20 protein-coding genes are annotated in these 21,825 nt (G+C 59.8%); 8 read left to right on the top strand and 12 right to left on the bottom strand.

The window, feature by feature from the left end; translation table 11 throughout:
• Positions 1-5: 5 nt before the first annotated feature.
• The 6 genes from tauC to PMI29_RS03475 all read right to left on the bottom strand — a co-directional run bounded on the left by tauC (position 6) and on the right by PMI29_RS03475 (position 7,473).
• Complete coding sequence (gene tauC / locus PMI29_RS03455; RefSeq protein ID WP_008003243.1) at positions 6-839, bottom strand: taurine ABC transporter permease TauC; 834 nt, start codon at positions 837-839, stop codon at positions 6-8.
• Positions 836-1,630: a taurine ABC transporter ATP-binding subunit gene (tauB, locus tag PMI29_RS03460; protein WP_008003241.1), complete on the bottom strand. Its 795-nt coding sequence runs from the start codon at positions 1,628-1,630 to the stop codon at positions 836-838. The genes tauC and tauB overlap by 4 nt, the downstream gene beginning before the upstream one ends.
• Before the next feature lie 15 nt (positions 1,631-1,645).
• The gene (tauA, locus tag PMI29_RS03465) at positions 1,646-2,623 is read right to left on the bottom strand and encodes a taurine ABC transporter substrate-binding protein (protein ID WP_008003239.1); all 978 of its coding nucleotides are present in this window, start codon (positions 2,621-2,623) and stop codon (positions 1,646-1,648) included.
• 240 nt (positions 2,624-2,863) lie between these two features.
• Positions 2,864-4,447 (bottom strand): glutamate--cysteine ligase, encoded by a 1,584-nt coding sequence (gene gshA / locus PMI29_RS03470; RefSeq protein ID WP_008003237.1) that lies wholly within the window; start codon positions 4,445-4,447, stop codon positions 2,864-2,866.
• 318 nt (positions 4,448-4,765) lie between these two features.
• Positions 4,766-5,149 carry a PaaI family thioesterase gene (locus PMI29_RS0130470; RefSeq protein WP_008003235.1) on the bottom strand — a complete coding sequence of 128 codons (384 nt, stop codon included), beginning with the start codon at positions 5,147-5,149 and terminating at the stop codon, positions 4,766-4,768.
• On the bottom strand, positions 5,149-7,473 hold the full coding sequence (locus PMI29_RS03475) for a Tex family protein (protein WP_008003233.1): 2,325 nt from the start codon (positions 7,471-7,473) through the stop codon (positions 5,149-5,151). The genes PMI29_RS0130470 and PMI29_RS03475 overlap by 1 nt, the downstream gene beginning before the upstream one ends.
• Before the next feature lie 361 nt (positions 7,474-7,834).
• Here PMI29_RS03475 and ompR point away from each other — a divergent pair, with 361 nt between their 5' ends.
• Both ompR and PMI29_RS03485 read left to right on the top strand, forming a co-directional pair.
• A complete protein-coding gene (ompR, locus tag PMI29_RS03480; RefSeq protein ID WP_008003231.1) occupies positions 7,835-8,575 on the top strand; it encodes an osmolarity response regulator transcription factor OmpR in 741 nt (246 codons plus the stop codon).
• 115 nt (positions 8,576-8,690) lie between these two features.
• On the top strand, positions 8,691-10,004 hold the full coding sequence (locus tag PMI29_RS03485; protein ID WP_008003227.1) for an ATP-binding protein: 1,314 nt from the start codon (positions 8,691-8,693) through the stop codon (positions 10,002-10,004).
• A gap of 167 nt (positions 10,005-10,171) precedes the next feature.
• On the opposite strand, the gene rimK is transcribed toward PMI29_RS03485, so the two are convergent.
• The gene (gene rimK, locus PMI29_RS03490; RefSeq protein WP_007972871.1) at positions 10,172-11,077 is read right to left on the bottom strand and encodes a 30S ribosomal protein S6--L-glutamate ligase; all 906 of its coding nucleotides are present in this window, start codon (positions 11,075-11,077) and stop codon (positions 10,172-10,174) included.
• The gene (gene rimB, locus PMI29_RS03495; RefSeq protein WP_008003225.1) at positions 11,074-11,553 is read right to left on the bottom strand and encodes a retropepsin-like aspartic endopeptidase RimB; all 480 of its coding nucleotides are present in this window, start codon (positions 11,551-11,553) and stop codon (positions 11,074-11,076) included. The genes rimK and rimB overlap by 4 nt, the downstream gene beginning before the upstream one ends.
• Before the next feature lie 216 nt (positions 11,554-11,769).
• Between rimB and PMI29_RS03500 the strand changes: the two genes are divergently transcribed.
• The 3 genes from PMI29_RS03500 to PMI29_RS03510 all read left to right on the top strand — a co-directional run bounded on the left by PMI29_RS03500 (position 11,770) and on the right by PMI29_RS03510 (position 15,041).
• Positions 11,770-12,174 (top strand): RNA-binding S4 domain-containing protein, encoded by a 405-nt coding sequence (locus tag PMI29_RS03500; protein ID WP_008003220.1) that lies wholly within the window; start codon positions 11,770-11,772, stop codon positions 12,172-12,174.
• Positions 12,175-12,416: 242 nt separating this feature from the next.
• Positions 12,417-13,319 (top strand): Hsp33 family molecular chaperone HslO, encoded by a 903-nt coding sequence (hslO, locus tag PMI29_RS03505; protein ID WP_008003219.1) that lies wholly within the window; start codon positions 12,417-12,419, stop codon positions 13,317-13,319.
• A 180-nt stretch (positions 13,320-13,499) separates the two neighbouring features.
• Positions 13,500-15,041 carry a phosphoenolpyruvate carboxykinase gene (locus PMI29_RS03510; protein ID WP_008003216.1) on the top strand — a complete coding sequence of 514 codons (1,542 nt, stop codon included), beginning with the start codon at positions 13,500-13,502 and terminating at the stop codon, positions 15,039-15,041.
• 136 nt (positions 15,042-15,177) lie between these two features.
• Here PMI29_RS03510 and PMI29_RS0130465 read toward each other — a convergent pair whose 3' ends face one another.
• From PMI29_RS0130465 to PMI29_RS03520, 3 genes are all read right to left on the bottom strand, one after another.
• Positions 15,178-15,534, bottom strand: a complete 357-nt coding sequence (locus PMI29_RS0130465; protein ID WP_033052708.1) for a DUF1493 family protein — start codon at positions 15,532-15,534, stop codon at positions 15,178-15,180.
• 293 nt (positions 15,535-15,827) lie between these two features.
• Positions 15,828-16,127: a hypothetical protein gene (locus PMI29_RS03515; RefSeq protein WP_008003211.1), complete on the bottom strand. Its 300-nt coding sequence runs from the start codon at positions 16,125-16,127 to the stop codon at positions 15,828-15,830.
• Positions 16,128-16,485: 358 nt separating this feature from the next.
• A complete protein-coding gene (locus tag PMI29_RS03520) occupies positions 16,486-16,824 on the bottom strand; it encodes a hypothetical protein (protein WP_008003208.1) in 339 nt (112 codons plus the stop codon).
• Positions 16,825-17,250: 426 nt separating this feature from the next.
• Between PMI29_RS03520 and PMI29_RS03525 the strand changes: the two genes are divergently transcribed.
• From PMI29_RS03525 to PMI29_RS03535, 3 genes are all read left to right on the top strand, one after another.
• Entirely contained in the window at positions 17,251-19,185 is a 1,935-nt protein-coding gene (locus PMI29_RS03525; protein WP_008003206.1) for a RecQ family ATP-dependent DNA helicase, read from the top strand.
• Between the two features lie 231 nt (positions 19,186-19,416).
• The gene (locus tag PMI29_RS03530; protein ID WP_033052707.1) at positions 19,417-20,643 is read left to right on the top strand and encodes a 3-hydroxyacyl-CoA dehydrogenase; all 1,227 of its coding nucleotides are present in this window, start codon (positions 19,417-19,419) and stop codon (positions 20,641-20,643) included.
• Between the two features lie 190 nt (positions 20,644-20,833).
• On the top strand, positions 20,834-21,256 hold the full coding sequence (locus PMI29_RS03535; protein ID WP_033052706.1) for an acyl-CoA thioesterase: 423 nt from the start codon (positions 20,834-20,836) through the stop codon (positions 21,254-21,256).
• Positions 21,257-21,322: 66 nt separating this feature from the next.
• On the opposite strand, the gene PMI29_RS03540 is transcribed toward PMI29_RS03535, so the two are convergent.
• A complete protein-coding gene (locus PMI29_RS03540; protein WP_008003199.1) occupies positions 21,323-21,811 on the bottom strand; it encodes a glycine zipper domain-containing protein in 489 nt (162 codons plus the stop codon).
• Between the last annotated feature and the right edge of the window lie 14 nt (positions 21,812-21,825).

Here is a 21,825-nt window from a genome sequence, read left to right as displayed (position 1 = left end):
ATTATTCAGTGGGCCTGGCCGTGCCACGGCACCAGTTTGCGTTGCAGGGCACGCAGGCCCATTTCCATCGCAAAGGCGATCAGCGCGATCACCAGAATCCCCAGCACCACCACATCAGTGACCAGGAACTGTGCGGCCGATTGCACCATGAAGCCCAAACCGCTGGTGGCGGCGATCAATTCGGCGGCGACCAGGGTCGACCAACCCACGCCGAGGCCAATGCGTACACCGGTCAGAATGTCCGGCAAGGCACTCGGCAAAATCACGTGGCGAATCAACTGCGCGCGAGTGGCACCCAAGGACTGCGCGGCACGCAATTTGGCCGGATCGACCGTGCGCACACCGGTGGCGGTGGCAATGGCAATCGGGGCGAAGATCGCCAGGTAGATCAGCAGCACTTTCGACAATTCGCCGATGCCGCACCAGATCACGATCAGTGGCAGGTAGGCCAGCGGTGGAATTGGCCGGTAGAACTCGATCAGCGGATCGAGTACACCACGAGCGATACGGTTGGCGCCAATGGCTATCCCCACCGGCACGGCGGTGAGAATCGCAAAACCGAGGCCCAGGCCGATGCGGCCCAGACTCGCACCGAGGTGCTGCCACAGGGTTGAATCCATATAACCCGAGGTTGCCAGCAGCCAGCCTTTTTGCAGCACGGCGGAAGGTGGCGGCAGGAACAGCGGCTCGATCAAACCGGTCGCCGTAATGACCCACCAAATGGCAACGAGCGCGGCCAGTGTCAGCACGCTGATCCAGCGAGTGCTCAAGCTGCGTCGTACCGCAGGCACGGCAGTGCCCGGTTTTATCGCCGCGACGGGGATTTCATAACTGCTCATGCGCGCTCCTGCCGCTGGGCGGCGCTGCGTTGGGAGAACACTTTGGCGAGTACGTGTTCGCGGGTTTCGATAAAACGCGGATCGGATTTGATCGAACGAGCCGACTCACCAGCGGCGTAACGCTGACCGAAATCGAGGCTCAGGCGCTCGACGATTTGCCCCGGGTTCGGCGCCAACAGAATCAGGTCGGTGGCGAGGAACACTGCTTCTTCAATGTCGTGGGTAATCAGGAACACCGGTTTGGCGGTGCGTCGCCAGACTTGCAGCAACAGTTCCTGCATCTGCTCGCGAGTGAAGGCGTCGAGGGCGCCGAAAGGTTCGTCCATCAGCAACACGCGCGGGTCGGCGGCGAGGGCACGGGCCAGACCGACACGCTGCTTCTGGCCGCCCGAGAGCTGCCAGATGCGGCGCTGTTCAAAACCGGAAAGATCGACCAGGGCGAGCATTTCCCTGGCGCGAGCTTCGCGTTTGTCCCGGGCGACGCCGGCCAGCTCAAGACCGAAACCGACGTTGGCCAACACGTCCTGCCATGGCAACAGCGCGTCGTCCTGGAACACTACGCCGCGCTCGGCGCTCGGGCCTTTGACTGGCACGCCATCGAGGGTGATGCGCCCGGTGCTGGGCTCGACGAAACCGGCAATCAGGTTCAACAGCGAAGTCTTGCCACTGCCGGACGGGCCGAGGGCGACCAGCAATTGCCGGGGGCCGAGGCTCAGAGAGATATCCGCCAACACCGGTTCCGGGTTGCCGGGGTACTGTGCGCTGATACGCTCCAGCTGTAGCAAGGCCATCGCATTGACTCCCGATCAGTTGGTGATGAACTTGGCGCTGACATACGGCGCGTAGTCCGGCAGCACAGCCTCGACCTTGCCTTGTTCCTTGAGGAACGCCGCGGTGTCGGTGATGGCTTTGGTGGTTGGCGCGCCGAGAGTGATCACCTGGTCAGCCGCCAGCGGGTAGACGTTGCCTTGCAGCAGCAATGGAATATCGCTGGCCTTGGCACCAGACAGTTTTACAAGCTTGTCGACGTTGCCCTGATTGGCGAGCCAGGCTTGCGGGTCTTTGCGGTAATCGGCGTAGGCATCGAGAGTCACTTTGGCGAATGCGGTGACGATCTCCGGGTGCTTCTCGGCGAAATCCTTGCGCACGATCCAGGCATCGAATGTCGGTGCGCCGAACTTGGCCAGCTCGCCAGAGGTGATCAACACTTTGCCGTTTTCCTTGGCTACACCGAGGGCCGGGTCCCAGACGTAAGTGGCGTCGATGTCACCGCGTTTCCAGGCGGCAATGATCGCGGGTGGCGCTAGGTTGAGAACGGTGACTTTCGACGGGTCGATGTTCCAGTGCTTCAGTGCAGCGAGCAGGCTGTAGTGGCCGGTGGATACAAACGGCACGGCGATTTTCTTGCCGATCAGGTCTTGCGGGGTCTTGATCCCGGAACCATCGCGGGCGACCAAGGCTTCAGCGGCACCGATCTGGGTGGCGATAAGGAAAGTTTCTACCGGGACTTTGCGAGTGATTGCAGCGGTCAGGGGGCTGGAGCCGAGGTAGCCGATCTGCACGTCGCCGGAGGCAATGGCGGCGATGATATCGGCACCGTTGTCGAATTTGCGCCAGCTGATATCGGCCTTGGTGGCTTTTTCGTAGGCGCCGTCGGCCTGGGCGACTTTCGCCGGGTCAACGGTGGTCTGGTAGGCGACGGTGACACCGGCTGCCTGGGCAAAGAAACTTGCGGTAGCCAAGGAAGCGGCCGCCAGCAAGCGTAGAGGGAAAGTCAGTTTCATCAGAAAGCTCCTTGTCAGGCGACCGAGTGTCGGCATGAGAAAGAGACTAAATGATCTAAGAATTCGAAAATAAATAACTTTTTCGAATGAGCTTATGAGAGGAAAACTTGAGGAGCGACCGCTACGCGGTCATCGCGAGCAAGCTCGCTCCCACAGTGGATCTTCGGTGTGAGCACAATCGTGCAAACACCATTGAACCCGGTGGGAGCGAGCTTGCTCGCGATAAGGTCCGAAGGACCTTCAGTTGCTGATTGCCAGAATGCTCGCCTGGTACGCCCCGACAAACACATCGAAATCACCGACTTCGTTCTGCTCCAGCTCAGCCTGTTGAGCCAGCGATGAACGCGCCAGTTCTTCAAACCTGCTTTGTTCTTCAGCCGCCAATGGCTCGCTGCGGAAGAATTCGGCATGGGCCTGGCTCTGGCGCAGGGAGAACTGGGCAAAGCTCTCCTTGTGCTCGGCCATCGCCGCCAATACCTGGGCCGACGGCGTCAGAGACGGGTCCAGGACCTTGGCCATCTGGGCATCCAGTGCCTTGCTGTGGGCATCGCCGCCATGGCTCTGGTCGAGCATCGCTGCCAGCGGAGCGATTTTTTCCAGCAGTTCGCCGGCCCACTCCTTCAGATCAACCGGCTGCCCGTCGCGTTGCAGTTGCAGACCCGGACGACGACCTTCCTTGACCACGCTGAGGAAGTTCGAGGTCGCGTTGCCGCAACTGGTGTTGGTCAGCAGAGGGCTGTCGTTGAGCGCGCAGTACAGCAGGAATGCATCGAGGAAACGCGCCTCGGTGAGGTCGATGCCCATCGGCAGGAACGGGTTGATGTCCAGGCAACGCACTTCGACGTACTGGATGCCGCGGGCCATCAGCGCCTGGATAGGACGCTCGCCGGTGTAGGTCACGCGTTTCGGGCGGATGTTGGAGTAGTACTCGTTTTCGATCTGCAGGATGTTGGTGTTGAGCTGCACCCACTCGCCATCCTGGTGGGTGCCGACTTCGACGTACGGCGCATACGGCGTGGCCACCGCTTTGCGCAGGCTGTCGGTGTAGCTGTTCAGATCGTTGTAGCACGGCGTCAGGCCGGCCTGGGCATTGCTCTGGTAACCCAGGTCGCTCATGCGCAGGCTGGTGGCGTACGGCAGGTACAAAGTCTGCGGGTCCAGTTGTTCCAACTGGTGCAAACGACCGCGCAGGAACCCGGCGTCCAGTGCTGGTGAAGCACCGAACAGGTACATCAGCAGCCAGCTGTAGCGGCGGAAGTTGCGGATCAGCGCGATGTAGGACGACGACTGAAAGTCGCGGTCGGTGCCGACAAAACCTTCGGCCTGCCTGAGCAGCGGCCAGAGCTTTTCCGGCAGGGAAAAGTTGTAGTGGATGCCGGCAATGCATTGCATGGTCTTGCCGTAGCGCAGGGCCAGGCCCTTGCGGTAGACGTACTTGAGCTGCCCGATATTGGACGTGCCGTAATAGGCGATCGGGATGTCTTCCTCGGCCGGCAACGGGCACGGCATCGATGGGCTCCACAGATACTCGTTGCCAAGCTTGCTGTAGGCAAAACGGTGAATCCTGTCCAGGCTCGCCAACGTATCCGCCGGGTCAGGCAGGGCCGGAGTGATGAACTCCAGCAGCGATTCGGAGTAGTCGGTGGTGATCTGTTCGTTGGTCAGCGCGGAACCCAATTCTTCCGGGTGCGGCGTTTGCGCCAGGCGACCTTCGCCGTTCACGCGCAGGCATTCACGTTCGATGCCGTGAAGGCACTGTTCGAGCAGAGAGAGGTTAGCGCGCTCGCCGAGCAGGGCCAGGCGGCGGTTGAGAAGTTCGCTCAAGTTGGATTCCTTCACGCGTCAGTCGCCCCAATATGGGGGTGGGCAAGACGGTCTACAAGGGTGAAGTTAAAACTGGCGTTTTCGCCTGGTTTTTCGGGCTCTCAAAGCCCCTTTGGAACCGCCGACTTCAATCCTTGAATCTGGCAAATGCACGCGAAGGAAACGCAATCCCTGTGGGAGCGGGCTTGCCCGCGAAGGCGGTGTGTCAGACGACTTGAGGTTGACTGACACTCCCTCTTCGCGGGCAAGCCCGCTCCCACAGAAAAGCTCGACGCTGCGATCACAGCGTCGAAATTAACTCAAATCGATGACATCTAGCTACAGGACAGCGAACGTGCCTTGTGCTTTTGCGACCAGTTTGTCGCCCTGCATCACATCGGCCTCGACCACCAGTGTGCGGCGGCCCGGGTGGATCACCCGCGCCGTGCACATCACCTCGCCTTCGGATACGGCGCGGATGTAATTGATCTTGCACTCGATGGTTGCGCTCTGCTGGTCAAAGCCGTGGGTGCTGGAACAGGCCAGCCCCATGGCAATGTCCACCAGGCTGAACAAGGCCCCGCCGTGGAGCTTGCCACCGCGATTGCGCAGCTCGGGTTCAAGCGCCAGGGCGACTTGCGCCACCCCGGTTTCCAGGCTGTGCAAGCGGCAACCCAACAGCTTGAAAAACGCGCTTTCGGTCAGCCCGGCGGGAATGTCCATCAGCGTTTCTTCAACTGCTTGGCATTGGCGAACAGCGAAGCCATGGCATTGTTGCTCGGTGCTGCTGCCGTGGTTTCCTTGCGCGGTGCCGTGTTCTGGGATTGGCGTGGCGCCGATCCCGGACGCGCGCCGCGAGCGCCGTCGATTTTCTCGCCCGGGGTGTCGCTCATGCGCATCGACAGGCCCACGCGTTTGCGCGGGATGTCGACTTCCATGACCTTCACTTTCACCACGTCACCGGCCTTGACCGCTTCCCGTGGATCCTTGATGAATTTCTCCGAAAGCGCGGAGATATGTACCAAACCGTCCTGATGCACGCCGATATCGACGAAGGCACCGAAGTTGGTCACGTTGGTCACCACGCCTTCGAGGATCATGCCCAGCTGCAGGTCCTTGAGGTCTTCGACGCCTTCCTGGAACTCGGCCGTCTTGAACTCGGGGCGCGGGTCGCGTCCTGGCTTGTCCAGCTCCTGGAGAATGTCGGTAACGGTCGGAAGACCGAAGGTTTCGTCGGTGAATTTCTTCGGATCAAGGCGCTTGAGGAAACCGCTGTCGCCGATCAGTGAGCGAATGTCGCGGTCGGTCTCGGCGGCGATGCGTTGCACCAGCGGATAGGCTTCCGGGTGTACCGCGGAGGCGTCCAGCGGGTTGTCGCCGTTCATCACGCGCAGGAATCCGGCGGCCTGTTCGAAGGTTTTTTCGCCCAGGCGCGCGACTTTCTTCAATGCGGCGCGGGTCTTGAACGCGCCATGCTCGTCGCGGTGGCTGACGATGTTCTGCGCCAGGGTTGTGTTGAGGCCGGAAATCCGTGCCAGCAACGCCACGGAAGCGGTGTTCACGTCCACGCCGACGGCGTTCACGCAGTCCTCGACCACTGCATCCAGGCCACGGGCCAGTTTCAGCTGCGACACGTCGTGCTGGTACTGGCCAACGCCGATGGATTTCGGATCGATCTTCACCAGCTCAGCCAGCGGATCTTGCAGGCGACGGGCAATCGACACGGCGCCACGGATCGACACGTCGAGGTCCGGGAATTCCTTGGAGGCCAGTTCCGACGCCGAGTAAACCGATGCACCGGCCTCGGAAACCATGACCTTGGTCATCTTCATCGCTGGATATTTTTTGATCAGCTCGGCGGCCAGCTTATCGGTTTCACGGCTGGCGGTACCGTTGCCGATGGCGATCAGGTCCACCGAGTGCTTGGCGCACAGGGCGGCGAGCACCGCGATGGTCTGGTCCCACTTGTTGTGCGGCACGTGCGGGTAAACCGTGGCGTGATCCAGCAGCTTGCCGGTGGCATCAACCACGGCCACTTTGCACCCAGTACGCAGGCCAGGGTCGAGGCCCAAAGTGGCGCGCGGGCCGGCCGGGGCCGACAGCAGCAGGTCGTGCAAGTTGTGGGCGAACACGTTGATCGCTTCGGTTTCCGCGCCATCGCGCAGCTCGCCCAGCAGGTCGGTTTCCAGATGGGTGTAGAGCTTGACCTTCCAGGTCCAGCGCACCACTTCGCCCAGCCATTTGTCGGCGGTGCGGTTCTGGTTCTGGATACCGAATTGCTGGCCAATCATGCCTTCGCACGGGTGCATGGTGCCCGGCAGTTCGTCGCCGACTTTCAGCGCGGAGCTGAGGATGCCTTCGTTGCGGCCACGGAAAATTGCCAGCGCACGGTGCGACGGCATGCTTTTGAGCGGTTCGTCGTGTTCGAAGTAGTCGCGGAACTTGGCGCCTTCTTCCTCCTTGCCGGCAATCACGCGGGCACTGAGGGTGGCCTCCTGCTTGAGGTAGCTGCGCAGTTTGTCCAGCAGACCGGCGTCTTCGGCGAAGCGCTCCATGAGGATGTACTTGGCGCCTTCGAGGGCAGCCTTCACATCGGCCACGCCTTTTTCTGCGTCGATGAAACGTGCGGCTTCGGTTTCCGGGCTCAGGGACGGGTCGTTGAACAAACCGTCGGCCAGTTCGCCGAGGCCGGCTTCCAGGGCGATCTGGCCCTTGGTGCGGCGCTTCTGCTTGTACGGCAGGTACAAGTCTTCGAGACGGGTCTTGGTGTCGGCGAGCTTGATGTCGCGTTCAAGTTGCGGCGTCAGCTTGCCTTGCTCTTCGATGCTGGCAAGGATGCTGATGCGCCGTTCGTCGAGTTCTCGCAGGTAGCGCAGGCGCTCTTCCAGATGACGCAATTGCGTATCGTCGAGGCTGCCGGTCACTTCTTTCCGGTAACGGGCGATGAAGGGAACGGTAGAGCCTTCATCGAGTAGCGCGACGGCCGCTTCGACCTGTTGTGGGCGTACACCGAGTTCCTCGGCGATGCGGCTGTTGATGCTGTCCATAAAACCACCTGACAAATTGTGAAAGCAGGCTCGCAGGCGCAAGGATAAGGGCTCGGCGAGTCTGGTTGAGCGGCCTGGCCTGCGCCGCTACCTGGATCAAAAGGTATCCCGTTGACCCGTGAAATCGAACAATTACTGCCGACACCATGAAAATAAATGGCGCCTGTCTGTAGTACCTGTCTGATGTTGCCTGACACAAAAGGCCGCGCATTATAACCAGCGTTCTGTCGTTCGGGGGCATCGCAGGCAGCAGGCACAACGGCCGGTTTTCTGGCGCTAAAGGAAAAATCTGCTAACAATGCACACGGTGCGTATAACGGCAGCTACGCCATAATGCGCGCCGAGATCAAAGGAGCATCCAATGAGCAGCACTGCAAACATTGCTGAAGGCGAAAAAATTCTTATTGTTGACGACGATCCGGGCCTCAGCAGCCTGTTGGAACGTTTTTTCGTCAGCAAGGGCTATCGCGCCCGCGCCGTACCGAACACTGAGCAAATGGATCGCCTGCTGGCGCGCGAAGTGTTCAACCTGGTTGTCCTCGACCTGATGTTGCCCGGCGAAGACGGCCTGACCGCCTGCCGCCGTCTGCGCAACGCGAACAACCAGATTCCGATCATCATGCTCACCGCCAAGGGCGACGAGTTGAGCCGCATCAAGGGCCTGGAACTGGGCGCCGACGATTACCTGGCCAAGCCGTTCAACCCGGATGAGCTGATGGCCCGCGTCAAAGCGGTATTGCGTCGCCAGTCGGCTCCGGTGCCTGGCGCCCCGGGCAGCGAAGACGAAAGCGTGACCTTCGGTGACTACGAGTTGTCCCTGGCCACCCGCGAGCTCAAGCGCGGCGAAGAAGTGCACATGCTCACCACCGGTGAATTCGCGGTGCTCAAGGCCCTGGTGATGAACGCGCGTCAACCGCTGACCCGCGATAAATTGATGAACCTGGCCCGTGGCCGCGAGTGGGATGCCCTGGAGCGTTCCATCGATGTGCAGATTTCCCGTCTGCGCCGGATGATTGAACCCGACCCCTCCAAACCGCGTTACATCCAGACTGTCTGGGGCGTGGGTTACGTGTTTGTTCCGGATGGTACCGCCACCAAGTGATTGGCGATTTGTAGGAGCGGGTCATGCGGACACCGGATCAATCGATCCTGTCCGCAGACTCGCAAACCGCAATATGCGAGCATCGCTCTCTCCTGCAAGTGTTTAACGGTTATTCATGAAAACCCCCGTTTGGTTCCCTCAGAGCTTCTTCTCCCGCACCCTTTGGCTGGTGCTCATCGTCGTACTCTTCTCCAAGGCGCTGACCCTGGTTTATCTGCTGATGAACGAAGACGTGCTGGTGGACCGCCAGTACAGCCACGGTGTCGCCCTGACGCTGCGCGCCTATTGGGCCGCCGATGAAGAAAGCCGCGGCAAGATCGCCGAGGCCGCGACCCTGATCCGGGTGGTGGGTGCCGGCGTGCCGGAAGGCGAACAACACTGGCCTTACAGCGAGATCTACCAGCGGCAGATGCAGGCGGAGCTGGGTGCCGACACTGAAGTCCGGCTGCGCATGCATTCGCCACCGGCGCTGTGGGTTCGGGCACCAAGCCTGGGGGATGGCTGGCTGAAAGTACCCCTGTATCCCCATCCGTTGCGCGGCCAGAAAATCTGGAATGTACTGGGCTGGTTCCTCGCGATTGGTCTGCTTTCCACCGCTTCAGCCTGGATCTTCGTCAGCCAGCTCAATCAACCTCTGAAACGTCTGGTGTATGCCGCGCGGCAACTGGGCCAGGGGCGCAGCGTGCGCCTGCCGATCAGCGATACGCCGAGTGAGATGACCGAGGTTTACCGCGCTTTCAACCAGATGGCCGAAGACGTCGAGCAGGCCGGTCGCGAGCGTGAGCTGATGCTGGCCGGGGTTTCCCATGATTTGCGCACGCCGTTGACCCGCTTGCGCCTGTCCCTGGAATTGATGGGTGATCGCACCGACCTGACCGACGACATGGTGCGCGATATCGAAGACATGGACGCGATTCTCGATCAGTTCCTGGCGTTCATTCGTGACGGGCGCGACGAGTCGGTGGAAGAAGTTGACCTGAGCGACCTGGTCCGCGAAGTCGCTGCGCCCTACAACCAGAATGAAGAGAAAGTGCGGCTGCGCCTGGAGCCGATTCAGCCGTTTCCGTTGCGTCGTGTGTCGATGAAGCGATTGCTGAACAACCTGATCGGCAATGCGCTGCATCATGCCGGCAGCGGTGTAGAGGTGGCGGCGTATGTGTCCGGAGACACCAGCGCGCCGTATGTGGTGCTGAGTGTCATGGACCGTGGTGCCGGAATTGATCCGTCGGAACTGGAAGCGATTTTCAACCCGTTCACCCGCGGTGATCGTGCCCGGGGCGGGAAGGGCACCGGTTTAGGGTTGGCGATCGTGAAGCGGATTGCTTCGATGCATGGCGGGAATGTTGAGTTGCGTAACCGCTCGGGTGGTGGGCTTGAAGCGCGGGTGCGCTTGCCGTTGGGGTTGATGTTGCCGCGGGATGCTGTTTAAAAACAGGATCTTGCTGAGGGGCTGAAGGCCCCTTCGTCGGAACGCCGCCCGGAGCAAGCCCGCTCCCACAGTGATCGTGTTGAACACAAATTGTATGTCCACTGAAGATCACTGTGGGAGCGAGCTTGCTCGCGATGGCGGCATCCTTGCCGCCACAAAATTCAGAATCAACCCTTGCCCTTGGTCCGCGTCATATTCGGCCCGCCATTCTTCTCCAGATGCTCGATGATGATCCCCGCGACATTCTTGCCAGTGGTGGTCTCGATCCCTTCCAGCCCCGGCGACGAGTTCACTTCCATCACCAGCGGCCCGTGATTGGAGCGCAGGATGTCCACACCCGCTACCGCCAGCCCCATGACCTTGGCTGCGCGCAACGCCGTCATGCGCTCTTCCGGCGTGATCTTGATCAGGCTCGCGCTGCCACCGCGATGCAGGTTGGAGCGAAACTCGCCGGGTTTGGCCTGGCGCTTCATCGCGGCAATCACCTTGTCCCCGACGACGAAGCAGCGAATGTCCGCGCCACCGGCTTCCTTGATGTACTCCTGAACCATGATGTTCTGCTTGAGGCCCATGAACGCCTCGATCACCGATTCTGCGGCTGTAGCGGTTTCGCACAGCACCACGCCGATGCCTTGGGTGCCTTCCAGCACCTTGATCACCAGCGGCGCGCCGTTGACCATTTCGATCAGGTCGGGAATGTCATCGGGGGAGTGGGCAAACCCGGTCACCGGCAAGCCGATCCCGCGACGGGACAGCAATTGCAGCGAACGCAGCTTGTCCCGTGAACGGGCAATGGCTACCGATTCGTTGAGCGGAAATACCCCCATCATTTCGAACTGGCGCAGCACTGCGCAGCCATAAAAGGTCACGGACGCACCGATCCGTGGAATCACCGCATCGAAACCCTCCAGCGGTTTGCCGCGGTAGTGGATCTGCGGCTTGTGGCTGGCGATGTTCATGTAGGCGCGCAGGGTATCGACCACCACCATTTCATGGCCGCGTTCAGTACCGGCTTCAACCAGGCGGCGGGTGGAATACAGACGCGGGTTCCGCGACAGCACAGCGATCTTCATGCAACACCTGTGGAAGAGGTAGATACCGGGAACACCGGCTTGTCTTGTACATACTTGATGCCCGGATTGACCACCAACTGGCCATGGATCAGGGCTTTGGAGCCGAGCAGCAGGCGATAACGCATGGACTTGCGGCAGGCGAGCGTGAACTCGACCCGCCAGACCCGATCACCAAGGGCCAGGGTGGTGCTGATCACGTATCGCACCTGCGCGTGACCGTTTGAGCTTTTAATGGTTTTCATCGTCACCAACGGTGCTTCGCAGCGCCGGTGGCGCAGTTGTACGACGGAACCCAGGTGGGCGGTAAAACGCACCCACTGCTCACCATCGCGCTCGAACAGCTCGATTTCGGTGGCGTGGAGGCTTGAGGTGCTGGCACCGGTGTCGATTTTTGCCCGAAGGCCCGCGACTCCCAAATCCGGGAGCGCCACCCACTCGCGCAGACCGACAACGGTCAAATGGTCAAATGTCTTCAAAAGTGCTCAACCGGTAGAAACCGCTCGGGCCGCATGCGGCCGAATTCGCGGTATTCACGCAGAATAATGGTTAAAAGGCGACAGATATCTACGGCCCGGATTTCCAGCCTCGCAAGGAGGTTATGGAATGTCAGCATTGTAATCCGAGCCGGTGAAATTCTTGGTACGTCAGAAACGGTAGTACAGTTCACCAATATTTCAGAATGAGGAAATTCCATGGCACAAAAAAACGAAGAGGACGACAAAGTCCGCCTCGATAAATGGTTGTGGGCTGCACGATTTTACAAAACCCGTGCCCTGGCCAAGGCGGCGATTGAAAGCGGTAAGGTGCATTGCCGGGGCGAACGCTGCAAGCCGGGTAAAGAGCCACGGGTCGGCGACGAGTTTGTAATTCGCGCCGGTTTCGATGAGCGCACGGTAGTGGTCCAGGCGTTGTCGATCGTTCGCCGTGGCGCACCGGAGGCGCAGATGCTGTACGCCGAAACCGAAGCCAGCATTGCCAAGCGCGAAAACGCCGCCGCCGAGCGCAAAGCAGGCGCTCTGGGCGTGAGCACCGATGGCAAACCGAGCAAGAAACAGCGGCGGGATCTGTTCAAGTTTCGTGGTAGCAGCAACGAATGATTGACCGGGGCCGTCGATCACTCAAACAGGCAAAGACTTGTAATTGTGCTTGCGCGTAGCCATATGGGGTAATTCGCCTACCCTTTATGAGCCATTGGCAGTGCCATTCGTCGTAAAGCGCACACAGTGGCTGGCCTGTAAGCCATAACCAGACAGCAAGGCGCTATAGCCAAGACGCTATGGTCAAGGCGCAACCTCGAATTCTGTAATCACTTTTGTCACCACTTCAGATACCCAGACTTATGACTGACCTACCGGATAACGACTTCACCCAACGCTTCATCTTCGATGACAGCGACACCCGTGGCGAGCTGGTCTCGTTGGAGCTCAGCTACGCCGAAGTCCTGGCCAAACACGCCTACCCGCAGCCGGTCGCACAACTGCTCGGCGAGTTGATGGCAGCCGCATCATTGCTGGTTGGCACGCTGAAGTTCGATGGCTTGCTGATATTGCAGGCCCGCTCCGAAGGCCCGATCCCACTGTTGATGATCGAGTGCTCCAGCGAGCGCGATATCCGGGGCCTGGCCCGTTACGAGGCCGACCGGATTGCCCCCGACGCAACCCTGGCTGACCTGATGCCGGATGGCTCGCTGACATTGACCGTCGACCCGAAACAGGGCCAACGCTATCAGGGCGTCGTCGATCTGGATGGCGAAACGTTGTCCGACTGCTTCACCAACTACTTCGTCATGTCCCAGCAGATTGGCACTCGTATCAAGCTCTGCGCCGATGGCCGTCGCGCCCGCGGCCTGTTGTTGCAGCAATTGCCTGCCGACCGCTTGAAAGACGAGGAAGAGCGCGCCGCCAGTTGGCAGCACCTTACCGCGCTGGCCACCACTCTGACCGCCGATGAGCTGCTGGGCCTGAACAACGAAACCGTGCTGCATCGCCTGTACCACGAAGAGCAGGTGCGTCTGTTCGATGTGCAGAAGATGCGCTTTCGTTGCAGCTGCTCGCGCGAACGTTCGGCCAATGCGCTGGTCAGTCTGGGGATGGAAGACGCGCAGCATTTGGTGGTCGAACACGGTGGCAATATCGAGATCGATTGCCAGTTCTGCAATCAGCGCTACCTGTTCGACGCGGCCGATGTCACTCAACTGTTCGCCGGTGCGGGTATCGATACGCCGTCAGATACTCGTCACTAAAACGGTTCAGCGCAGGTAAATTCACTGGCTACCGCCGGATTAATGCCGTTACGACAGGAGGGGCCTACTTTTTTTGGGCTTTTCTGGCATAATCCGGCCCACTTTTTTCGCGGTAGTAGTGCACGACTTTCTACTACAAAAACGTTTGGAGCACTCGGCCACTGGCCGACGGGGAACCTCATGACGCAAGCCAATAATGCCGTGTACACCGATCTGAGTGTTGATGATCTGGTTAAAGAAGCCCTCAACCGCGGTGAAGGCGAGCTTGCCGATACCGGCGCACTGGTTGTTCGTACCGGTCACCGTACCGGCCGTTCGCCAGTCGACCGTTTCATCGTTGAAGAGCCAAGCACCCAGGCCGCCATCGCCTGGGGCCCGATCAACCGCAAGTTCCCGGCCGACAAGTTCGACGCCCTGTGGGCTCGCGTTGAGGCATTCAACAACGCGCAAGAGCATTTCGTTTCCCACGTGCATGTAGGTGCGGCTTCCGAGCACTACCTGGCCGTGAAGATGACCACCCAGACCGCCTGGCAGAACCTGTTCGGCCGTTGCCTGTTCATCAACCCGGCCCAGTACAACCCGGCCGGTCGTGAAGAGTGGCAGGTTCTCAACGTTGCCAACTTCGAATGCGTGCCAGAGCGTGACGGCACCAACTCCGACGGCTGCGTGATCATCAACTTCGCACAGAAGAAAGTGCTGATCGCCGGCATGCGTTACGCCGGTGAAATGAAGAAAGCCATGTTCTCGGTGCAGAACTTCCTGCTGCCGGCCGCCGACGTGCTGCCAATGCACTGCGCCGCCAACATCGGCGAAGAGGGCGACGTGACCCTGTTCTTCGGTCTGTCCGGCACTGGTAAAACCACCCTTTCCGCTGACGAAAGCCGTTACCTGATCGGTGACGACGAGCACGGCTGGGGCGAAGGCGTTGTGTTCAACATCGAAGGCGGTTGCTATGCCAAGTGCATCGACCTGTCCGAGAAGAACGAGCCGGTTATCTGGAAAGCCATCAAGCACGGCGCAGTCCTGGAAAACGTCGTTATCGACGACGCCAAGCACGCCGACTACGCCGATGTCAGCCTGACCCAGAACAGCCGCGCCGCCTACCCGCTGGAGCACGTTGCCAAGCGCTCCGAGAAGAACCTCGGTGGCGAGCCGAACGCTGTGATCTTTCTGACCTGCGACCTGACCGGCGTGCTGCCGCCAGTGTCGATCCTCAACGAAGAACAAGCGGCCTACCACTTCCTGTCCGGCTACACCGCACTGGTGGGCTCGACTGAAATGGGTTCGGGCAGCGGCATCAAGTCGACCTTCTCCACCTGCTTCGGCGCACCGTTCTTCCCGCGTCCTGCTGGCGAGTATGCTGAGCTGCTGATCAAGCGCATCCGCGGTTTCGGCTCCAAGGTCTACCTGGTCAACACCGGCTGGACCGGCGGTGGCTACGGCGTCGGCAAACGCTTCAACATCCCGACCACCCGTGCCGTGATCGCAGCGATCCAGAGCGGCGCGCTGATCGGTACCGAGACCGAGCACCTGGACACCGTCAACCTCGACGTGCCACTGGCCGTACCGGGCGTTGAGACTGGCCTGCTGAACCCACGCAACACCTGGGCCGACAAAGCCGCCTACGACGAAGCCGCCAAAGCACTGGCCGGCCTGTTCATCGAGAACTTCAAGAAGTTCGAAGTGAGCGACGCGATCAAGGCTGCGGGTCCAAAGTTGTAAGTGCTGGATTGAGCTAACGAAAAAGCCGCCCTTCGGGGCGGCTTTTTTGTGGGTGCGATTCGGACGATGAGAGGCGCAGCTAGCATTATTTCAACTGAAAAGGCTTCAAACGGCCAGAATAATGGCATTTACGCGCTCAACTGATCCCTTCCAGTTTTCGCGTATCCCAGCGTTGCGCTTTTATCGCTTGGTAAAGCATTTCGATAGTCAGTGGAACCTTATCGCCACGCCCCTTCGCCCGTCGCTTGAGAAACACATCAAAGCCTTCAGGCTGGAAGTAGCGATAGGCATCGTAGTCGACGAAGTCGATGGCGAACTGTTCTTCCAGTGCTTCCATCAAGCGCTGAGCATCAGCGCCTTCGCAGCCCAGATCAAAGTTGATCGAGGTGTTGAGGCTAATAGTTTTGCGTTCGGGCAGACCGAGTTCTTCGTGCAGCAACTGCATGAGCAGTTGCATGGCGTGGTCGTCCGGGAAGTTGGGGGCGAGGTTCATTGTGGGGTGTCCGGTTGGGCTTGGTCGGATCTTATTGGTTGCCGATCGCGAGAGGAAGGAGCGACTGACTTGATCGTTTCCGGGCTCAATGTTTTCAGGGCGCGGGGAAGGCTGACGTTCATCCCGCAGGATCTCGTTCATCTGTTTCACGCTTTCCATTAGCTCATTAAAAAACTTGCTCATGGTTATCTACTGCGCTCGATGGCGGCTTTCCATGCTTTTTGTCCGTTGGATCAGATTTTATTGTTTTGATCGTTCCCATGCGGAACATGGGAACTGATCTTCACGCAACGTCAGATCGGGGCTTTCCAGTTGAGCATTCGTTGCTGGGCGACTTTGAGCAGGTCGCAGCCGTCCTGGGTCAGCAGGTAGAGCGCATGGGTGATGTGCGGGATGTCTTCGAGGTCGCCGTGTTTGAAGCATTGGCAGTGCAGGGTTTGCAGCAGGTCGCTGGAAGCCCGGATGCGTTGGAGGGCGGCTTCGAGGATGTCTTGGGGGTTGGCTTCTGTGTCGATGATCAGGGGCGGGGAATCGGTGAGGTTGGTGTGGAGCGGTAGATAGCGTTCGTTGGTGAACGGATTCCATTTATTCATGATGTGCAATCTCAGATGTGCCAGAAAGGACCGCCATCATCGTGACCAAACGATGGGAGGCGACTGTGTTCGGGTTGGTCAACCGGTGAGATCTACGCACAGAACCGGCATGCCCGAAGGCATCCCAAACACAGCCACCATATAGCGTGCAGACACAAAAAAGCGTCGGCAGCATACAACGGGTGAGTACGTAGATCTAATTCGGGTGACCAAGCCCGAGTCGCTGATTTGGCAGCGACAGCCCGGACTATAGGATTGAGTGAATGGTCATCGATAGCCGACAAGGTGTCTTGTTTTGTAGGACCTTGCCGAAGCTTTCATAGGTCGTTGCTGACGGAGTTATCCACAGTGGATCGCGTTATCGTTCTTCGCGAGCAAGCCCGCTCCCACAGGGAGTTGTAGTGGGGCAAGCAACGTGTTTCGGCAAGCGTTGCCGGGCGATGTCGAGCAGGTCGTTGCCGTCCTGGGTCAGCAGGTACAGGGCGCTGACGATCTTGGGAATGTCGCTCGCTTCGGCCTGTTTGAAACAGGTGCAATAAAGGGTTTCGAGCAGGTCGCTGGCGGCGCGGATGCGTTGTCGGGCGGCGTCGAGGATTTCGAAGGGGTCGGCCTCGGTATCGATGACCAGCACCGGGGTTTCGCTGTAGCGGGTCTTGAGCGGGTGGTAGCGGGCTGTCAGTGAGTCGGGGTTTTTCATTAAGTGGGTCCTGTGCGAAATCGGCAAGTGTTCCCGGCAGGCCGAGACACTGTTTTCAGCCGCGCAGGAAACTATAGGAGGGTATGGCGTTGGGGGACAAGACGGCTGAGATCGACAGGCTTTGTAAGGGTTTTGTCATATTTGGAGGAAGGGGACTACAGGTTGGTGGTGGGTTTTCAACGCGAAATGGCGAGAGGTAAAAATGCTTACAGCGTTTTCAGTCGCTTCGCGGTAAATCTCGGTAGAGGGCGCCTCGGACGATGTCGGGTGTTTCGAGTTTTGCGGTGGGTGTGTTGGCCGATTCCTCAAGCCCTTGCAGCCATCCGCTGTATCATCCCCTATCGTTTTCGCCCCCGACCTTTTCTTGACTCGCTGCAATCGCCGGCCAGGCTTTTGACTCCCCAGCGGTCAATGGAGTGACAGCTTATGCACAACACCCTGGAACAGGTTTTCGGTTATCCACAGTTTCGACCCGGTCAGGAGACGGCCGTCAGTGCTGTGTTGGCCGGGCGTTCGGCGGCGGCGATTTTCCCCACCGGTTCGGGCAAGTCCCTTTGCTACCAATTGCCGGCGCTGTTGCTGCCGCACCTGACGCTGGTGGTCTCACCCTTGCTGGCGTTGATGCAGGATCAGCTGTCGTTCCTGCAGCGCCACGGCATCTCGGCGGGCAGTATCGATTCGGCCCAGAGCCGCGATGACGCCAGTGACGTCATGGTCCGGGCCAAGTCCGGCGAATTGAAGATTTTGATGATCTCGGTGGAACGCCTGAAGAACGAACGCTTCCGGCATTTTCTGCAGCAAGTACCGATCTCGCTGCTGGTGGTGGACGAGGCGCACTGCATCTCCGAATGGGGGCATAACTTTCGCCCGGACTACCTCAAGCTTCCCGATTATCAACGCCAGTTCAATATCCCTCAGGTTCTGCTGCTTACTGCAACGGCAACGCCGAAGGTCATCGCCGACATGCAGGCGAAATTCGCCATCGCCACCGAGGATGTAGTGACCACCGGTTTCTATCGCCCGAACCTGAATTTGCTGGTGGAGCCGGTTCGCGGAGCGGACAAACGCAGGCGCCTCGTCGAGTGGATGAGCCTGCGTCCGGAGCAGCCGAGCATCGTCTACGTCACCCTGCAGAAAACGGCGGAGCACATCGCCGAACACCTGAACCGCAACGGCATTCAGGCCGAGGCCTATCACGCCGGGTTGCCCCATGAGCAACGGGAGGCGATCCAGCGTCGCTTCATGGGTGGGCAGTCCAATTGCATCGTCGCCACCATCGCCTTTGGCATGGGTATCGACAAGAGCGACATCCGCAACGTAGTGCACTTCGACCTGCCCAAATCCATCGAAAACTACAGTCAGGAAATCGGCCGTGCCGGGCGTGACGGGCAACCGTCGGACTGCCTGGTGTTGGCCAACCGCGACAGCCTCAACGTGCTGGAGAACTTCGTCTACGGCGACACGCCCGAGCTGGATGGCATCCGTTGCGTGCTGGACGAGATGCTTGCCGCAGCGCCCGAAGGGCAGTGGGAGTTTCTGTTGGGGCCGTTGGCCGATCAAAGCAACATTCGTCAGTTGCCGCTCAAGACCTTGCTGGTGCAACTCGAATTGCGCGGGTTGATCGCCCCGCGCTATGCCTACTACGCCGAGTACCGTTTCAAGTATGTGCAAGAGCCCGAGGCGCTATTGGCGCGTTTCGAAGGCGAGCGCAGGGATTTTGTCGCAGCGATCATCCAGACCTCCAGCCGCGCCCGGACCTGGGCCACGGTGAATTTCGAGGCGTTGTACGAGCAGCACCGGGCCGAGCGCAGTCGGGTGGTCAAGGCGCTGGATTACTTCCAGGAGAAGGGCTGGGTGGAGCTGGAAAGCAAGCAGATGACCGAGGTCTACAGTGTGCTGCAAAGCGGTTTCGACAGCGCCGCATTGAGCGAGGAACTGCATGGCTATTTCACTCGGCATGAGCACACCGAGATCGCGCGGATTCACGCGATGCTGGACCTGTTCGCCACCGACCGTTGCCTGGGTTACCGCCTGGCTGAGTACTTCGGCGACCACAATGCCCCGCAGCAATGTGGCCATTGTTCGGTGTGTCACGGGCAAGTGGCGCGGTTGCCCGCACCACCGGAGTTGCCGGCGCTTGTGGATAAAAATTTCGAGACGCTGTGTGGCGACTTTATCCACAGGCACGTGCAGCACACGGGCAACGTGCCCTCGGCTGAACGCGTGACACGGTTTCTGTGCGGAATCGGCGTGCCGCTGTTCACCAAACTCAAGGCGCGGTCGATTCCCGGTTTTGCGGCGCTGGAGGATTATCCGTATGCCGGGGTGCGGGAGTGGGCCGAGCGGCATCTGGCAGGCTGAACCACAACCCCTGTGGGAGCGAGCTTGCTCGCGATGAGGCCGGCACATTCAACAGTGATGGTGACTGACAAATCGCCATCGCGAGCAAGCTCGCTCCCACAGGGATATACGGTGTACTCAAAGGGCACATCCATCCGCTGAATGTTGCTCATCACAGGAATAAATTTCAAAAAATCGCAGTGGCTGACTATGGTGAGGGCTGTCTTCGGATCGCCAACAAGAGAACAAAACATGAGCCAGACACCGACGAATATTCAGCGCGCTGCCGTCATCGGAGCGGGCACCATGGGCCGTGGCATTGTCATGTGCCTGGCCAACGCCGGGGTGGCCGTGCAGTGGGTCGACAACAATCCCCAAATGCTGCAGCAAGCGCTGGCCACTGTGGCGGACACCTACGCCCACAACGTGCGCCAGGGCCGGATTGATCAGGGCGAAGCGGATGCTCGTGTCGCGCGCGTAACGGCGGCAGAAGGTTATGTGGCCATCCGCGATGTCGACCTGGTCATCGAAGCGGTGTACGAAAACCTTGAGCTCAAGCAGAAAATCTTCCGCGAACTGGACGGCCTGCTCAAACCCGAAGCGATTCTGGCCAGCAATACCTCGGCGCTGGACATCGACGCCATTGCTGCGGTTACAGGGCGCCCGCAGCAGGTCCTGGGCCTGCACTTCTTCAGCCCGGCGCACATCATGAAACTGCTGGAAATCGTCCGTGGCGCGCAGACGGCACCGACAGTCCTCGATGCGGCACTGGCGCTCGGCCAGCGCATGGGCAAAGTCAGTGTGGTGGCGGGTAATTGCGACGGTTTCATCGGCAACCGCATGCTCAATACCTATGTGCTCGAAGCACGAAAAATGCTGTTGGAAGGCGCTTATCCCTACCAGGTTGACGCAGCGCTACAAGGCTTCGGTTTCGCCATGGGGCCGTTCCGCATGTTCGATGTGGTGGGTGTCGACCTGCAGTGGCGCGCCCGGCAACTGTCGGGTGTCGGGCAGGATGCGCCGGAAGTTCAGGTGGATAACCGACTGTGCGAAATGGAGCGTTTTGGCCAGAAGAGTGGCAATGGTTACTACCACTATGAACTGGGCAGCCGTCAAGCCGAACATGATCCACAGGTGGACGCGCTGGTGCTGGAAGTCAGTGAAGGGCTGGGGTTCCAGCGTCGCGAGATCGGCCCGCAAGAAATTCTCGAGCGCTGCTTGCTGGCACTGGTCAATGAAGGCGCGAAGATTCTTCAGGAGGGCATTGCCGGATCGGCTCACGATATCGATCTGGTCTACCTCAATGGTTACGGTTTCCCGGCGGACAAGGGCGGGCCGATGGCCTGGGCGGATCAACAAGGGCTGGCGGATATCCATCGGCGCCTGATCGACCTTGAGACACGTCAGGGCGATCACTGGAACCCGGCGCGGTTGATTGGTGAATTGGCGGCGGCGGGCAAGGGCTTTGCTGACAAGTGATTGATGTGGCGCCTGCAAGGGTGCCTTCGTCGGATCGCCGCCCGGAGCAAGCCCGCTCCCACAGTGGATCTCCAGCGAGCACAAATTTTGTGTACGGCAGAGATTCACTGTGGGAGCGGGCTTGTTCGCGAAGAACGATAACGCGGTTTTCGTCTTAGACTTGGCGAACCAACTCCAGGAACCAACGCTGATGCCCCAACGCACCGACTACCCCCACTTCCAGCCCATCACCACCCGCTGGCACGACAACGACGCCTACGGTCACGTCAACAATGTTACCTACTACAGCTTCTTCGATACGGCGGTGAACACTTACCTGATCGAAGTCGGTGGCCTGGATATCCATGACGGTGAGGTGGTGGGGTTCGTGGTGAGTTCCTCCTGTGATTACTTTGCTTCCATTGCCTTCCCGGATCGCATCGAGATCGGTCTGCGGGTGGGCAAGTTGGGCAACAGTTCGGTGCAATACGAACTGGCCGTGTTCAAGCAAGGCGAGGATGAAGCCTGTGCGGCAGGGCGCTTCGTGCATGTGTTTGTCGATCGGGTGTCGAATCAACCCGTGGCGATTCCGGCAGGGTTGCGCGGGGCGCTGCAGCGTCTGGTGGTTCAGTAAGGCAAAAAAAATCGCAGCCCTTGGGCTGCGATTTTTGATGTACTCACCGGCGAGGCGCTCGGGGCCTTAGTCGCGGTAATACCTGTGGTGGTGCTTGCGATGGCCATAGGCATGGCCGCGGCCCGGATGGCCGTCACGGTAGTAACGACGATCACCATGGCCGCGATACGAACGACGATCGTCGTCTTCATCATCGTACTCTTTGCCCATGTAGTTACCCAGCGCGCCACCGGCGCCGCCGCCTGCTGCGGCGCCGATCAGGCTGCCGCTGGTGCCGCCCATGCTGCGACCGACCACGTTACCGCCTGCTGCGCCCAACGCACCGCCAAGGGCTGCTTCGCCACGGCTGTGTTTGTTTGCGCCGACGGCACTACCACCCGCGCCACCCAGGGCCGCGCCGATGGTGGAACCTGTATTGCCGCCTAACGACTGGCCGACGACAGAGCCCAGAACCCCGCCCAATGCGCCGCCTACACCGGCTTCGGTGGTGCCGCCAGCAGACGCGATACCGCTGACCAGGCCAAGGGACAACAAGAGAATCGAGGAGAACTTCATGGAGGAACCTCAAG

The sequence above is a fragment of the Pseudomonas sp. GM49 genome (assembly GCF_000282355.1).
Classification (GTDB): Bacteria; Pseudomonadota; Gammaproteobacteria; order Pseudomonadales; family Pseudomonadaceae; genus Aquipseudomonas.
Note: the sequence above shows the minus strand (reverse complement) of the source record. Positions and strands in the feature narration are given on the sequence as shown.

What these genes read in the sequence shown, in the direction of transcription:
- tauC (WP_008003243.1), bottom strand. Translation starts at nt 839, where the DNA reads ATGAGCAGTTATGAAATCCCCGTCGCGGCGATAAAACCGGGCACTGCC.
- tauB (WP_008003241.1), bottom strand. Translation starts at nt 1,630, where the DNA reads ATGGCCTTGCTACAGCTGGAGCGTATCAGCGCACAGTACCCCGGCAAC.
- tauA (WP_008003239.1), bottom strand. Translation starts at nt 2,623, where the DNA reads ATGAAACTGACTTTCCCTCTACGCTTGCTGGCGGCCGCTTCCTTGGCT.
- PMI29_RS0130470 (WP_008003235.1), bottom strand. Translation starts at nt 5,149, where the DNA reads ATGGACATTCCCGCCGGGCTGACCGAAAGCGCGTTTTTCAAGCTGTTG.
- PMI29_RS03475 (WP_008003233.1), bottom strand. Translation starts at nt 7,473, where the DNA reads ATGGACAGCATCAACAGCCGCATCGCCGAGGAACTCGGTGTACGCCCA.
- ompR (WP_008003231.1), top strand. Translation starts at nt 7,835, where the DNA reads ATGAGCAGCACTGCAAACATTGCTGAAGGCGAAAAAATTCTTATTGTT.
- PMI29_RS03485 (WP_008003227.1), top strand. Translation starts at nt 8,691, where the DNA reads ATGAAAACCCCCGTTTGGTTCCCTCAGAGCTTCTTCTCCCGCACCCTT.
- rimK (WP_007972871.1), bottom strand. Translation starts at nt 11,077, where the DNA reads ATGAAGATCGCTGTGCTGTCGCGGAACCCGCGTCTGTATTCCACCCGC.
- PMI29_RS03500 (WP_008003220.1), top strand. Translation starts at nt 11,770, where the DNA reads ATGGCACAAAAAAACGAAGAGGACGACAAAGTCCGCCTCGATAAATGG.
- hslO (WP_008003219.1), top strand. Translation starts at nt 12,417, where the DNA reads ATGACTGACCTACCGGATAACGACTTCACCCAACGCTTCATCTTCGAT.
- PMI29_RS03510 (WP_008003216.1), top strand. Translation starts at nt 13,500, where the DNA reads ATGACGCAAGCCAATAATGCCGTGTACACCGATCTGAGTGTTGATGAT.
- PMI29_RS0130465 (WP_033052708.1), bottom strand. Translation starts at nt 15,534, where the DNA reads ATGAACCTCGCCCCCAACTTCCCGGACGACCACGCCATGCAACTGCTC.
- PMI29_RS03515 (WP_008003211.1), bottom strand. Translation starts at nt 16,127, where the DNA reads ATGAATAAATGGAATCCGTTCACCAACGAACGCTATCTACCGCTCCAC.
- PMI29_RS03520 (WP_008003208.1), bottom strand. Translation starts at nt 16,824, where the DNA reads ATGAAAAACCCCGACTCACTGACAGCCCGCTACCACCCGCTCAAGACC.
- PMI29_RS03525 (WP_008003206.1), top strand. Translation starts at nt 17,251, where the DNA reads ATGCACAACACCCTGGAACAGGTTTTCGGTTATCCACAGTTTCGACCC.
- PMI29_RS03530 (WP_033052707.1), top strand. Translation starts at nt 19,417, where the DNA reads ATGAGCCAGACACCGACGAATATTCAGCGCGCTGCCGTCATCGGAGCG.
- PMI29_RS03535 (WP_033052706.1), top strand. Translation starts at nt 20,834, where the DNA reads ATGCCCCAACGCACCGACTACCCCCACTTCCAGCCCATCACCACCCGC.
- PMI29_RS03540 (WP_008003199.1), bottom strand. Translation starts at nt 21,811, where the DNA reads ATGAAGTTCTCCTCGATTCTCTTGTTGTCCCTTGGCCTGGTCAGCGGT.